Annotated in this window: 6 protein-coding genes; 1 reads left to right on the forward strand and 5 read right to left on the reverse strand. The window is 68.8% G+C overall.

Features of this window, described 5'->3' with window-relative positions:
• Positions 1–36 precede the first annotated feature (36 nt).
• Together ABT160_RS32855 and ABT160_RS32860 are read right to left on the reverse strand one after the other, a co-directional pair.
• Positions 37–477, reverse strand: a complete 441-nt coding sequence (locus ABT160_RS32855) for a hypothetical protein (protein ID WP_351651592.1) — start codon at positions 475–477, stop codon at positions 37–39.
• Positions 465–6,770 (reverse strand): RHS repeat domain-containing protein, encoded by a 6,306-nt coding sequence (locus ABT160_RS32860; RefSeq protein WP_351651593.1) that lies wholly within the window; start codon positions 6,768–6,770, stop codon positions 465–467. The genes ABT160_RS32855 and ABT160_RS32860 overlap by 13 nt, the downstream gene beginning before the upstream one ends.
• Before the next feature lie 546 nt (positions 6,771–7,316).
• On the opposite strand from ABT160_RS32860, the gene ABT160_RS32865 reads away from it, so the two are divergent.
• A complete protein-coding gene (locus ABT160_RS32865) occupies positions 7,317–10,919 on the forward strand; it encodes a ricin-type beta-trefoil lectin domain protein (protein ID WP_351651594.1) in 3,603 nt (1,200 codons plus the stop codon).
• Between the two features lie 611 nt (positions 10,920–11,530).
• On the opposite strand, the gene ABT160_RS32870 is transcribed toward ABT160_RS32865, so the two are convergent.
• From ABT160_RS32870 to ABT160_RS32880, 3 genes are all read right to left on the reverse strand, one after another.
• Positions 11,531–12,589 carry a polyprenyl synthetase family protein gene (locus ABT160_RS32870; protein WP_351651595.1) on the reverse strand — a complete coding sequence of 353 codons (1,059 nt, stop codon included), beginning with the start codon at positions 12,587–12,589 and terminating at the stop codon, positions 11,531–11,533.
• A gap of 76 nt (positions 12,590–12,665) precedes the next feature.
• Positions 12,666–13,856, reverse strand: coding sequence for a hydroxymethylglutaryl-CoA synthase (locus ABT160_RS32875; protein ID WP_351651596.1), 1,191 nt, complete (start codon positions 13,854–13,856; stop codon positions 12,666–12,668).
• Positions 13,846–14,919 carry a hydroxymethylglutaryl-coenzyme A reductase family protein gene (locus ABT160_RS32880; RefSeq protein WP_351651628.1) on the reverse strand — a complete coding sequence of 358 codons (1,074 nt, stop codon included), beginning with the start codon at positions 14,917–14,919 and terminating at the stop codon, positions 13,846–13,848. Before ABT160_RS32880 ends, ABT160_RS32875 begins: the two co-directional genes overlap by 11 nt.
• Positions 14,920–14,936: the final 17 nt, after the last annotated feature.

A 14,936-nucleotide genomic window follows, 5' to 3' on the forward strand; every position in this document is an offset into this window, starting at 1 on the left:
GCCGTGCCGACCGGCACGGCAGCCCCGGGCGAGATCTCAGCCTTCGCGCTTCAGGTCGAATCTCTGTGAGAGATCGTCGGGATTCCAGGACACGTACAGCCCGTCCTTACCTCCCTCTCCGGCCGCCATCAGTTGCGAGGTCATCGCGAGGGACGGCTTGTCGAAGTAGAGGTCGACCGACTGGTCAGCGCCGTTTCCCGCTGGGGGCAGTTCCCAGGTTCCGCAGGTGGTGACGCGGTCCTTGAGGTCCTGTTGGACCGGGAACTTCTCGGCGCAGAACTTGCCGTCCGCGGTGAAGTCCAGGGAGGCGCCTCCGGCGCCGACCCACTTGCCCTGCAGCTGGGCCGGCGTGATGGTTCCCGAGGACAGGACACCGCTGCCGATGACCCACCACGTTCCGACCGTCACCGCACACACCAGCGCGGCGCCGATGATGAGCAGTCGCGGGCGTCGTTTCGTCGCCGTCACTTGTTCCACTTCTCCGTCCAGCTGATCGTCTGGCTCTGGATCCGGCCCGGTTTGAAGAGCGACGGCTGGTTGTCGGCGAGCCAGTTCAGGGCCGGGCCGACGCTGGAGTCCCAGATCTTTCGCGCGGCGGCGAACGGCGGGTGGATCGCGGAGTTGACGGTGGTGTCGTTCTTCAGGGTGAACTGCACGGACACCTCACCGGTCTTCTTGTCCCGGCCCGTCACCTTCCACTCGTAGGAATACGAGCCCAGGAAGGCCGCCGCCTCGCTGCCGAACTGACCGTTGGAGCCTGATTCGATGATACTGCGGCCGCTCAGGAAATCGGGCAGCAGCACGTTCATCAGGTCGTCGGGCAGTCGCCAGATGCCGTCCTTGGCGAGTTCGTTGAACGTACCGGAACCCTTGGTCTTGCCCTGGCCGATGGCCTTCTTCACCTCTGCGCGGACGACGTCCATGGAGTGGTCCTTGCGGATCTCCTCCGTCATCTTGTCGCCGGGCCCGAACTTGTAGTTGCCAGGTCCGACGCCGGCGAGCCACTTCACGAAGAGGCCGAAGCCGCTGGTGTCGTCCTTCTTGGACGCCTGCTGCTGCTCCTTGACCAGCTTCGTCCACATGGCCTGCAGCACCGCCGCGGTCTGCGGACGCTTCTGCATCTGCTTGTACCAGGTGTTCAGCTTCGGAACGATGTACCGCTGGAAGTAGGCCGGGGTCCACTTCCAGGTGAGCTTGCCATCGGGGTCGCTGAAGGTGGTCGGGTTGTTGTTGCCGTAGCTGTACGGGTTTATCTGCTGCGGGTCGGTCAGGTCCATCACCGGGTCGACCGAGATGAACTTGCCGTTCTCGGAATCGTACTCGCGCGCCCCGATGTGGACGAATCCCGTGGAACCGTCGTTGGTTCCGCCGACGAATCCCTTCTCGCCGGGCCAGGCGCCGTCCTGCGGCTGTTCGCCGCGGGGCGTACCGAAGGCGGTCTGGCCACGGCGGGTGTACTCCAGCGAGTACGCGTCGACCGCGACCTCGTCCGTCCCGTGGTGGTCGGAGAGCAGGTACGAGAGGCCGCCCTCGGAGGTGGCGACGATCGTTGCCTTCTGCGACTTGTAGTAGCGCACTCCGCTGACCTTGGAGTCCGCGGTGGTGAGTGTCAGCTCCTGGCTGTCCATGTAGAGGGTGGTCTTGCCCGGCTCCTTGCGGAGCAGCCGTACGCCCTCTGCGTCGTAGACGAAGGAGGAGGTCTTTCCGTCGATCGTCGAGGTCTCCAGGTGGCCCTCGGCGTCCCAGGTCAGCTTCTGGTCTCCGCGGGCGGTCACCCGGCGGGTGGTGTTGCCGGTCTCGTCGTAGGCGAAGGAGTCGTCCCGAGCGCCCGGTCCGGTGGCGGTCACCTTGTCCATGGCGTGCGGGCGGGCGGCTCCGGAGTCGGGGTAGGTGTAGCGGCGCTCGATGTCCTTGGCCTTTTCACCCGCCGGATCGTGCTGCTTCTCCGAGGTGCGGTTGCCGACGGCGTCATAGGTGTAGGAGTGCCAGTACGCGTCCACACCGCCGACCTTCGGCGTGACGTTGCCGGACGGCTGGGCGGTGCAACCGTCCTTGGCGGTCCAGGCATCGGTGAGGCGCCGCGCGTAGTCGTACGCGTAGCACTGGGTGTCCTCGGTGGCCCGGTCGTCGCGGTGGTTGCTGATCCGCGTGACGTTGCCCGCGGGGTCGTAGGTGTACGTCTTGTCGTCGATGGTCTGCGGGCCGTCTGCCTCCCGGTCGTTGATCACGCCGGCCAGTCGGCGTGTGTGCTCCTCGTAGGAAAAGGTCTGGACGCTGCGTCCGCCGACGTCGCCGAGGATCGTCTGGAGCACCTCGCCGTGCGGCGAGTACTCGGTGCCGAGGGAGTAGACGTCGCTCCCGTTGGACAGTGCGGTGGGCAGTCCGTTCTCGGTGTACTCCTGCTGGACGGTCTCGGCGGGGAGGCCGCCGGCTTCCGGATAGCTGGTCGTGTCCACCAGTCCGGTGTTGGGCGTGTAGGTCGACTCGAAGGTGTAGGTGCCCGCGAGCTTGCCCTCGGTGTCGGGGAGAGTGAATCCGGCGCCGGTGGCCCGGCCGGCCTCGTCGTAGCCGGTGACCGACCGCGTGTAGGCGCTTCCGTTGTCGTAGCGGGTGGACGAGGTCAGCTTGCCCTTGCCGTGGGGCAGGGTGTCGTACGCCCACGAGGCGAGCAGTGTTCCGTCCGCCGCGTCCTCGCGGATGCCGGTCGGACGGCCGAGTGCGTCGTAGGAACGGAAGAGGACCTGCCCGCGGGCGTCTTCGGTGCGCTCCAGATGGCCGTCCGGCGTGTAGCTGGAGACGACGGTGCCCTTGTCGGGGTCGGTGGTGCGCACGGCTCGACCACGCAGGTCGTACTCGGTCTTCCAGGTGTTGCCGTCGGCGTCCTGCAGCTGGGTGAGGCGGTCGGCGACGTCGTAGGTGTACGTGAGGGCGTCGTAGGTGGTGGCGGGAGCGTCGATGTCCGGCGTGGAGTTCTTGTACTCCCTCAGTTCGACGGGCTTGCCGTGCGCGTTGTTGATCGCCAGTGTCGCGGTGCCGCCCTGGGGCGGCACGTTCGCGGTCCAGCCGCCTCCGTAGGTGGTGGTGGCCCGCCACTTCTCGGTGTTCTTGGACTTGGTGATCGAGGCGGTAGGACGGCCCTGGCCGTCGTACTCCGTGACCGTCTGGGACGGCACCTGGTTGTCGGCGACGACGAGGACCACCGGTTCGCTGCGGGATGCGTCGTTGAAGTAGTCGGTGTTGACCTTGTAGGGGCGGCCCTGGCTGTCGTGGATCGTGTCCTTGACGATGCGGCCCTTGTCGCCGAACGCGTCGGTCTGTGTCTGACGGTGGCGCAGCAGACCGTCGTAGAGGTCGACGGAGGTGCGGTACCCGCCGTTCTCCCGGAGCACGCCGGTCGTTACGGCGGTCGGGGCGTCACGCCGGACCTGGTAGGCGAAGGTCAGGTCGGCGGGGCCTGAGGTGCTCTTGCCGGGCTTCCAGACCGCGGTCATCCGGCCGAGGGCGTCGTACTGCTGGGTCGTGGAGTGCCCGTTGGCGTCGACCGTCTTGACCGGCAGGCCGCGCAGACCGTCCATGTGGACCAGCGACTTCTCGCCCTTCTGGTCGGTGGTGGTCAGCAGGGTCGGCTGGACCGTGCCGGCCGGGGTGTACGCGGTGGACTTGGTGTGGCCGGTGGCGTCCGTGGTCTGCAGGACTCGGCCCACTGCGTCGAAGGTGTTCTTGGCCGTCGTGGTGTAGACGGCCTTGCCGCCGTCGAAGCGTTCGAGTTCGGCGAGTTCGGTGGCGTTGGCCTTGCCGAAGTCGGGTGCGGCTCCGTGGGCCTTCGCGTCGTAGGAGGTCCGCACCTCGCTGAGGGTGTTCTTGGGGCTCGCCGACGTGGCGCAGGTCGCGCTCGTCTTCGTCACGGTCGCCGGGTAGGAGAGCATCCAGTGGGTGGTGTCGGGCGTCGTGTAGGTGGTCCGGGTGCAGAGCTCGTCCCCGGTCACCGCGGTGTCGCCCTCGTCGGAGACCGTGGTGGGCTGGCCGTAGTCGTTGTAGTCGTGGGTCGAGCGGGTGGTGCGCCAGGTGCCGCCGTCGAGTGCGGTGTGCGTCTCGTCGGTGCCCGGAGCCGTCTGGTAGGCCTTCTCCGCGGTCGTACCGGGGCGGGTCTGGCTGGCGGTCTGGCGCGACCACGGCTTGTGGAAGGCGGTCTCTGTGACCCGGCCGCCGTCCTTGTCGTACTTGGCCTGTTCGAGTTCGAGCCCGGCGTACTGCTGGGCGTCGGTGGCGGTGTCGCCGCGCGATCCGGTCACGGTGGTGCCGTCGAGCCCTCGCAGGAACGTCGACTCCGTGAGGGTCTTGTCCTTCGCTCCGGTGCGGGTGCGGACCTTGCCGTAGCCGCGGAAGTCGCTGTACGTACGGTGCTTGTCGAGCGTGAACTCGCTGGTGTTCTTGGCCCAGGCGATGCCGCCCAGGTATTCGTACTCGGTGATGACCTGCTCGGAACCCGCGACCTTGTCGTCCTCGGTGATCTTGGTGGCGAGGTACTTGTGGAACCAGTCGCTGACGGGGTCCGGGGCTCCGTTGGGCGTCCACCAGACCGGGTAGCAGCGGCGGGTGTTCGTCGCGTCCGGGGCGGGCGTCGCGCCGGCCTTGCACTCGGGCTGCGAGTAGTCGACCAGGGTGTCGGCGCCGGAGTCGTTCGAGATGCGGGTGATCCGGTACTTGTTGAGCGGAGGCCTGCCCTCGTCGGTGTCGACGCGGTTGGGCATGAGAGTGCCGCCGAAGTCGACCTTGGGGAGGGCCACCGGTGTCTTTCCGGTCTTGCCGGTGTGCGTGATCGAGGAGAGGAAGAGGCCGTTGCCGCCCGCGTCACCGGTGCCGGGGAATTCGTGGGTGAAGGACCAGACGTCCACGTCCTGGTAGGCGTCGTCCTTGCGGACCTGTGTGGTGAGCGAACTGACGCGCTTCTTGGACCAGAACGTCGGAGAGCTGTTCAGGCACTCCTTGTTGATCTCGCACTGCTGGTCCACCGGGGTGTCCGGCCAGTTGTCGGCGTGGTCCTTGTCGAACTTGCAGCCGTCGCCGGTGGACGTGCAGCGGTCGGCGACGGCGAAGTTCACCCGGGCCGCCGCGTCGGCGGAGTACACCTGTCCGGCCCGGTGGCCGTACTCGATGCGGTTGAGGTGGCCTCCGCGTACGTAGGTGGCGTTGGCCTTGGGCTTCTCCGTGGAGTTGGCCGAGTTCTTCGCGTAGGCGTTCTTCTCCTGGTCGTAGAAGAGGGCCATCGCGTTGCCGTGCGGGTCGACCACGTAGTCGAGGTTCCAGCGCCAGGCCTGGGTGGTGACCGATCCGGCGAAGGAGTCGCCGTGTCCCGGCTCGCCCGCGTGGTTGCCGTAGACCGGGACGGTGAAGGCGGATCCGGTCTCGGGCTTGCCGGAGCTCCAGCCCGGCAGGCGGTTCTTGCCGAACCAGTACTGGCTGCCGTCCGCCTTGGTGATCTTCCAGTACTCGTTGTCGTCGTCGCCGTTGGCGGTGTCCGACGCAGAGCCCTTGAGGTGCTCGATTCGCGTGCCGTCGTCCCTGGCGGGCTTCCAGGCGCCGGTGCTGTCGTCCTTGACCAGGGCCGTGTGCTGGCCGTCGAGGGACATCACCGCGTTGTCCGAACGCCAGCAGAGGTCACCGGTCTTCTTGGGCGCGTTGGAGCCCGAGCCGTTGTCGTCCTTGCAGGACATGTACTGGCGCTCGATGAAGCCCATGTCCAGGGACCAGCCTTCGCCGATCCAGGACGGCTGGTTGTTGGACGCCGCGCTGCGGCCGTCGATGGACGAGGAGGAGTATCCGAGGCCGAGCTGCGGAGCCAGCTTGCCCGCGACCGGTGGCATGGCCAGGTCGTAGGACCAGTTGAAGCCGCCCTCGTTGCCGCCGGCCTTCCAGTGGCCGGACGGCGACAGCTTGGTCGCCTTGTAGTCGCCGTTCGCGCCCTCCGGCGCGGCCGTCGCCGCCAGGACGGTGGCCTCACGCGGGGCCTTCGCGCCCTTGTCCGCAGCCACGTCGACCTGGGCGGTGAGAAGGCCGTCCTTGGTATTGTTGTGGGTCGGCAGCGGCGTGATCGTCTTGCACGCGGGTTTGTTCGGCGTGGTCAGCGCGCAGGCCGGGAGTTGTACGAGCTGCAGGCGGGATGCCCAGTCCGCGCCGTACGCGTGACGAAAGCCCGTGTAGTCCAGCTGGACCGATGCGCGGCCCGGCTTGTTCTGGCCGTCGCTGCGGCTGACGCCGACCAGTGGTCCGTCGATGCCGAGCTTCGCGGCGTGCTTGCGGCTGGTGACCTTGACGTGCAGCCTCTGCGGCGCACCGCCTGCGACGTCACGCGTCTCCGGTATCCCGGAGGAGTCGGCCGGCTTGGGGGAGTCGGACGGAGCGGCGGTCGGATCCGGGGTCCGGGACGGCGTTTCGCTGGAGGAGTCCGAGGACGTCCCGGTCGGCTCCGGCGTGTCCGTGTCCTTCGTCTTGGACTCCGGCTGTTCCGATGGCGTCGGCGACGGGGAAGGCGTCTGCGGCGAAGGCGTCTTCTGCTGCGCCGATTCCTGCTCTGTCCCGGACGGCTTCGACTCCTTCCCGGACGGCTCCGGCTCGGCTCCGCGGGGCATCCCTGCCAGCGGTGCCACCTTCACCGGCAGCCCGTCGATCTTCGTGTGCGGCAACCGGTGGCTGCGCGGATCGGCGCCGCGCGGCTCGGGCGCAGGCGCCGCCAGATCCGCCTCGCCCTCGCCCGCCGACGGCCACGTCACCTTCGGCTTCTGCCACGGTTTCTCGTCGGACTCGCTCGGCGGGGCCGGCGGTCGCGGCTTAAGCGGCTTGCCTGAGACAGGGTCGGTCACCTGGACCGGACGGGGCTTGAAACCGCTTTTGCCGGTGGCTCGCGGATCGACCTCTTCAGGGACGCAGGACACGAGCATGGCGCCTGCCAGCATCGTGCTCAGCAGGACCCCACCCCGCTTCCACCGTGCGGTCGGCCGGGCTCTACGTCCCGCAGTGGCTCTCACGCCGAACTCTCCATGTGTAGACGGAAATTACCTCGGAATCTGAGGCAGCGTCGGCGAAGCTAACATTAAAGAAAGCTAAATAATCGGTAAATTGACGCCCGGCCGAAAATGCAGGTCTTTAGTCCCGTTCAGTTGCCGACGAAGGTCCGGGCGAGCGGAGAAGCAGGTCCTCTGATCTGAGATTTTTATTCGCTACTGACGATGGAGTCCCGATCGACGTGGTTATCTTTCGAGTCGTCTCCCGCATTCAGTTAGCGGTCTGGCTTGGTAAAGCACACGAAAAGCAGTGGCATGAACGGAGTGGATCTGGTGAAGGAACCTCGATCGGACCGGCGGCGGTGCACACGTCGCCTGCCGGCAGTCGTGGTGGCGGCGGCCCTCGGCGTCGGCGCCCTGGCGGCCGGACAGCCCGCCTTCGCCGTCACCCAAGCGTCAACGGACGCCAGGGACGCCGCCGAGACCGACACCAAGTCCGATGCCGGGAACCCCGACAGCGCGAAGGCGAAGACCTCCTCCAAAACCCCCACGCCGGCCGAGTCCAAGGCCTCCCGCGAAGCCGCGAAGACCGGCAAGCAGGTCGAGGTCACGGAGCAGCGCGACGAGCACACCCAGGTCCTCGCCAATCCGGACGGCACCTTCGCCTTCAAGCAGTACGTACGCCCGGAGTTCGCCCGCACCGACGCCGCCTCCGGCAAGGGCGGCTGGCAGAAGGCGGACGCCACCCTCCGGTACCAGGACGGCCGCATCACCCCCAAGGCCCCCGTCTTCGGCCTCTCCTTCTCCGCTGGTGGTGACGCCCCCCTCGCCACCATGACCAAGGCCGGCAAGGAGCTCTCGCTGAGCTGGCCCAAGCCGCTCCCCAAGCCCACACTCGAAGGCTCCGACGCCACCTACGCCGAGGTCCTCCCGGGCGTGGACCTCAAGATCCTCGCCGAGACCGACGGCTTCGCACAGCACCTCGTCGTCAAGACCCGCGAGGCCGCACAGAACCCCGAACTCGCCGAACTCAACCTGAAGATCACGGAGAAGGGCCTCGACGTCCAGGCCGACGCCGCCGGCAACCTCTCCGCGAAGGACACGTCCGGCGAGAGCCTCTTCACCGCGCCGACGCCGGCCATGTGGGACTCCTCGCACCTGACGCAGGCGGAACGGGCCAAGGCGCTCCGCGGCCAGACGCCGAAGGAGGAGGCCCCGCCCGCCAAACTCACCGACATGGCGACCGAAGTCGACGGCGATACGCTCCGCATCACGCCCGACGCGGTCACCCTCCGGGCCCAGGACACCGTCTACCCGGTCACCATCGACCCGATCTTCTCCGGCGGCGGCCGCATCAACTGGGCGTTGGCGTACAAGCAGAGCGGCAACTCCTCGCTCGCCGGCACGCCGTACTGGAACGGCGGCAGCTTCAAGGACAAGCTGGCCCGCGTCGGCCACGAGACCGACACCGGCGGCACCTCACGCGCCTACTTCCAGCTCGACATCAAGGGCCTCAAGGGCGCCGACATCACCTCCGCCACCTTCAACGCCTTCAACTCCTACGCCTGGTCCTGCACCAAGACGCCCGTGGAGCTGGGCTGGACAGGCGCCATCAACTCCTCGACCACGTGGAACAAGCAGCCGGCATGGAACCGCACGCTCCAGGAGAAGACGTTCGCGCACGGCTGGTCGAGCACCTCGTGCCCGTCGGCCGGTGAGGACTTCAAGTCCGAGGAACTGCGCAAGCTCGTCCACGACGTCGCCCAGTCGGGTTCCGGTGACCTCACGCTCGGCCTGCGCTCCCGCAGCGACTACGAGACCAAGAACACGTCGTGGAAGAAGTTCCACAACAACCCGCACCTGGAAGTCATCTACAACCACCCGCCGAAGGTCGACAACCACGTCTTCTACCAGGGTGCCTACGTTCCGGGCGGCAGCGGCAACCAGCAGCTCCAGTGCAGCGCCGACCCGGCGACCTGGCCGACCGTCGGCAAGAACGACCTCACGCTGACCGCGAAGGTCTCCGACCCGGACGGCGGCAACATCTGGGCACGCTTCCAGGTCTGGGAGTACGCCGGACCGAGCCACTCCGAGTCGCGTCCCCAGGTCGCCGCCGGCAACACCGCGCAGATGTCCGTGAAGATCCAGGACCTGGTGGACGGCAAGCGCTACAAGTGGCACGTCCGCGCCGAGGACGGCGTGGCCAACTCGGCGTACAGCGCGCAGTGCGGCTTCAACGTCGCCAAGTCCACGCCGGAGAAGCCGGTCGTGACCTCTGCCGACGAGCACCCGCTGGACGTCGCCTCGGTGCCGGCCCGCCACGACCGCAAGGTCACCTTCACCTCGAAGTCGGCAAGCGGCCTCGACGGCTTCTGCTACACGCTCAACAAGCCGCTCTCGGTCTCCAACGCCAAGTGCGCCAACGGCACGTTCGTCGCCGCCGGCAAGGACGGCAAGGCGACCGTGACGATCAAGCCGAGCCTCTGGCCGCAGAACAAACTGCACGTGCAGGCGTACGACAAGGCGGGCAACACCTCCGGCTACGACGGCCACGGTGAGGCCACCGACGTCACGCACATCGCGACGAAGCGTCCGGACTACGTGCACGACGAGCACGGCCGCGTCCACGGCGACCTGCCGGGCGACCTCGACGGCGACGGCTACGTGGACATGCTTGCTGTCGACAACGACGGCCACCTGCGCCACTACAAGGGCACCGGCGACGGCATGCTGACCGGCGACGCGCAGAGCATCGTGGACCGCAACGGCGGCTGGAAGGGCGCAGAGATCACGCACCGCGGCGACTTCACCGGCCCGACCGGGGCCAAGGACGGCTACGAGGACTACTTCGTCAAGCTCGGCAACAAGCTCTACCTGTATCCGGGCGACGGCAACGGAATGCCGCTGGAGGAGTACCGCCAGGAGCTGTTCCACCCCACCGGCAAGAACTCCGGCCGGCTGAAGCTCACCACCGGCGGCAAGTGCGTCGTGACGCAGAGCACGAACGGCTCACCGCTCGTCGTCGGCGACTGCAAGGACGGCGACGACCAGCGGTTCGAGCTGACCGAAGGCGAGCTGAAGGTCCTCGGCAAGTGCGTGGCGACCACGTCCAACGGCGACATGCGCGCACCGCTGGAGCTGCGTGACTGCAACGGCACCTCGGCCCAGCAGTGGCAGGACCGCGGCGACAGGTCGCTGGTGAACCCGGCGTCCGGCCGATGCGTCGACCAGCCGGCCGCCGGCCAGACCAACGGCACCAAGCTCCAGACGTACGACTGCAACCGCACCAGCGCGCAGACCTGGGACGTCCCGGGCTCCTGGTCCGACGCGGGCCAGATCCTGGCCCCGGGCAACGCGGACGGCAAGACCGGCAACGACCTCATCGTCCGCGAGGGCAAGGACCTGGTCCTCTACTCCGGCACCACCACCGGCCCGCTGGCCATGGAGCCCGGCACGCACAAGCTCAAGCCCGGGCACCGCGTCGGCGGCGGCGTCGACTGGTCGCAGTACGACGTGACCGCACCGGGCGACATCGACGGCGACGGCGTGCCGGACCTCCTCGCGCGCCACATCACCAGCGACAGCCAGCACGCCGACTACGGCAAGCTGTACCTGTTCAAGGGCAAGCACGCGAACGGCAGTTACGAGCTGGGCGAGCGCTCCGTCTACGGCAGCAGCGCCTGGCAGCGCGGCAACATCCGCCTGCTGACCAGCGCGGGAAACGCGCAGGGCGAGGTCGTGGACATGGGCTCGTACAAGAAGTTCGTGCCGACCGAGGGCCAGGAGACGCCGGACTACTGGGCGGTCACCACGGCAGGCGATGGCGGCGACCTGCGCTTCTACGCCGGCCGCAAGGAGGACCACGCACCGGCGGTGAGGATCGGCGGTGGCTGGAACTCCATCGCCAGCATCCACTGATCCCACCTGCTCGCTCGTGGAGGGCGTCCCACACCCGGGCGCCCTCCACGGCTGTGCGTAGTCCTCGGCCCCGGGGTGTGAACTGCCGGACCCGCTGCGCGACCTGGTCCCGCGCGGTCCCGTCCGCCCGGCGATCGAAGCGCCGGTGCGGGGAGCAGCCGGCCTTGGGGCGGCCCGAATCCGTTCAAGTGCTCCTGGCGGCCCCGGCCGGAGCCGCCAGGAGCGGCGATCACGGGGAGGTCTGCCGACCGGGGACGTGAGGGGTGGTGGTCGGTCGCATGGAGGTAGGCGGTGGTTGCGCGGTGCCGGACTGAGTGGTGGCTGAAGTGATGGGTGAGGGTGCCGCCGGTCCCTCGGCGTCTTGTGTTCCTTCGGCGACGGGCTGGTGGCCGGAGGAGGGTAAGGGGCGGGTGGAGGCCGCCAGTTCCGGTGCGTTGGTCAGGGACGTGGGGTACGCGTAGGCGTACACGAAGGGGTCGTTCACGCAAGGATGTATGTGCTCGGGAGCGGCGTGACCGATGGCCGCGGGGACATCTTCACCCGGGTAATCGTTTCTTTCCTACTCCAAGTGCCGTGTTGCCGATTGGCCTGCTCAAAAGGCCGGTTCGGCGTCACAGTGTCCTGCGGGTGGTCTGCTCGATGAGCTGCCGCAGCTGGGTCGTTGCCGGTTCGTGCAGGTCGTGGTCCTCGGCCAGGGCGTCGAGCGCGCGCTCGCGGCGTACGTCGATCATCTCCTCGACCGCGTGCCGCGCCCCGCAGAGGGTGAGGATGTCGCGGACCTCTTCCGCCTCGTCCTCGGTGATGTCCGGGTTGCCCAGCAGGGCGCGGAGCCGGGCGCGCTGCGGGGGCTGGGCGTCGCGCATGGCCAGGGCGATCAGCGGGGTGCGCTTGCCCTCGCGGAGGTCGTCCAGGCGGGACTTGCCGGTGACCGCCGGGGTGCCGAAGACTCCCAGGAGGTCGTCGCGCAGCTGGAAGGCTTCGCCCAGCGGCAGGCCGAAGGCCGACAGCGTGTGCGTCTGCCGCGCGGTCGCTCCGGCGAGCGCGGCGCCGAGCAGCAGGGGCTGTTCGACGGTGTACTTGGCGGTCTTGTACTGGATGACGAGCATGGCCGCTTCGAGGTCGCTGTCCAGGCGTCCGGTGGCGTCGACGTCCAGGTACTGTCCCGCGATCACCTCGGAGCGCAGGGCGTCCCAGAGGGGCTGGGCGGCCGCGCGCTGTGCGTCGTCGATGCCGCTGTGGTGGTACAGCTCGTCCGCCCAGACGAGGGCGAAGTCGCCGGCCAGGATGGCCTTGCTCAGGCCGTCGTGCGCGTCGGTGCCGCTGATGTCGTGGCGGGTGGCCAGGACGTGGTGGAGCGTGGGCCGGCCGCGGCGGCTGTCGGAGCTGTCCATGATGTCGTCGTGGATGAGGGCGAAGGCGTGGAAGAGCTCGATGGCGGCGGCGCACCGCTGGACGGCCGGGGTGGGCTCCTCGCCGGTGGCCGCGCTGTAGCCCAGGCAGCACAGGCGGGGGCGGATGCGCTTGCCGCCGTTGAGGACGAACGCGCCGATGCTCTGGACGGCGTGGCGCAGGGTGGGGGAGGCGTACTCCTTGGTGGCGAGGTACTGGCGCAGGTGGTCGTCGAACTGGGACGGAGCATCGGGCGTCTGGGGTGTCGCGGTGCTGGTCATGGTTCTCCTGGGATCGGTGACGGCGGGACGGCGCGGGAACGCGCGGGCGGTCTGCCGGTGATGCGGAGGCGGCCGCTCACTGCTGGGTGCGGGCGGCGTGGGCGTAGATGCGCTGGTGTTCCTGGATCCCGGTGAGGCGGTAGGGGCCGGGGGAGGTGTGGGGTGCTTCCCAGGTCGCGCCGTCGGTGGGCGTGGTGCGGGCGTGCAGCTGCCGGTACTCGTCGTAGCCGATCTCGCGGCGCTGGGCGATGGCCTGTTCGTGTTCCGCGGTGCGCAGGTGGGCGTGGTAGCCGGGGGTGATGCGGGCGGTGAGGAACTCCGCCACGCTGCCCGACCCGTAGCTGAACAGGCCCACGGAGTGGCCGTCGAGGCCGGGGGTGCTGTCGAGCAGGGAGGCCAGCGCGAGGTACACCGACGCGGTGTAGCTGTTGCCGATCACCTCGTTGTACGCCGTGGTCGGTGCCAGATCCGCGTCGATGCGTCCGGTGTCGGTGGGGAGTCCGGTGGCGCGCAGCAGCCGGTGGTGGGCCTTGTGGGCCATGCGGGTGAACGGCTGGTGGTAGCAGACGGTGTGCAGGTCCGACAGGTGGGTGCCGCCGCGCTTTTCGTAGTCGTGGTAGGCGGCTTCGAGTGCGTCGAGGTAGGCGGCGAGGGACTTCTTGCCGTCGACGAGCGCGGTGGTGCGGTAGTTGGGCCGCCAGAAGTCCATCACGTCGTGGGTGTGCAGCCCGCTGGGCCGGTCGATGGCGGCCAGGGCGGGCTCGGCGCTGACGAGCATGGCGGCCGCGGCCGCCCCTTGGGTGGCTTCGCCGGGGCTGTCGAGGTCGTAGCGGGCGACGTCGCTGGCGATGACCAGGACCTGCTCCTCGGGGTCCTGCCGTACGAGCGCGTTGGCGAACTGCAGCGCGGCGGTGGCTCCGTAGCAGGCCTGCTTGAGCTCCACCACGCGGACGTCGCAGGGCAGGTCGAGCAGGGAGTGGACGTACACGCCCGCGGCCTTGGACTGGTCGATGCCGGACTCGGTGGCGAACAGCAGGGTGCGAAGGCGCGTGGTGCCGTGGCGGTCGAGGACGGCGGCGCCGGCGTCGGCGGCCAGGGTGACGACGTCCTCGTCGGCGGCGGGGATGCTCATGGCCCGCTGGCCGATGCCCTGGTGGTACTTGGCCAGGTTGGCGCCGGTGTGGGCGGCGAGTTCGCTGTGGGTGAGGGCCAGGCTGGTGGTGCGGAAGGCGAGGTCGTGGATTCCGACGGGGAGTTCAGCGGTCATGGCGGGCTCCCTGGGCGCGCTCGATGCTGGTGTGGGCCTTCATCAGCTCACCGGGGTTGGTCTGCGCGGCCAGCAGGGACAGCTCCCCGCACAGGACCGTGGCGGCGGCCAGGGCCGCCAGGCGGCGGGCGTTGTCGCCGGTGGGGCGGTCCTCACGGCACCCCAGGCGCTGCAGGGCGTCGTCCACGCCGGGCAGGTCCTTGCCGTTGCCGGTGGTGCCGACGATGAGGTTGGGCAGGGTGCAGGAGAAGTACAGGTCGCCGTCGCGGTCGGCGGCGTAGGTGACGCCCTGGGAGCCTTCGACGATGTTGGCGGCGTCCTGGCCGGTGGCCAGGTAGAACGCGAGCAGCATGTTCGCGTAGTGCGCGTTGGCCGAGCGGATGCCGCCGGCCAGGAGCGTGCCGAGCAGGTTCTTGTGGGTGTTGAGGTGGGCGACCTGGGCCGCGGTGGTGCGCAGCTGGCGGCTGACGACGGCGCGGGGGACGAGGATCTCGGCGGTGACGTTCTTGCCGCGGCCGAGGATGCCGTTGACGGCGGTGGCCTTCTTGTCGGTGCAGTAGTTCGCGGAGATCGAGCCGTAGCGGATGCCGGGCACGGTGGCGAGCAGGTGGCCCAGGAGGGTGTCGGCGGCCAGGGTGGCCATGTTGTGGCCCGAGGCGTCACCGGTGGCGAACTCGAAGCGCAGGAACAGCAGAGGCCCGCAGATCTCGTGCCGTACGGCGAGGAGTTCGGCGTACCGGCTGGTCGTACGGGTCAGCGCGCGCAGCTCCTCGATCTTGGCGTCGATGGTGCGGACCGCGTCCAGGCACTGGGCCGCGCCCTCGCTCTCCACCAGGACGGACCGGGTCATGCGCTCGTCGACGAGCGTGGCGGTGATGCCGTCGGGCACCGCGCGCGAGACGCGGGCGCCGCGCCCTACCGAGGGCCACAGGGGTGTCTCGTACGTCGCCAGCGGGACTTCGACCTCGCCGGTGGCGGCGTTCCCGCTGACGCGGACGGGCCCGACCCAGCGCAAGGGGATCGGTGTCGCGGAAGGTGCGGGGGGAGACGGCTGCGTGGTCAGGGTGGATCGGGTCGCGG

The sequence above is a fragment of the Streptomyces sp. NPDC001941 genome (assembly GCF_040296945.1).
Classification (GTDB): Bacteria; Actinomycetota; Actinomycetes; order Streptomycetales; family Streptomycetaceae; genus Streptomyces.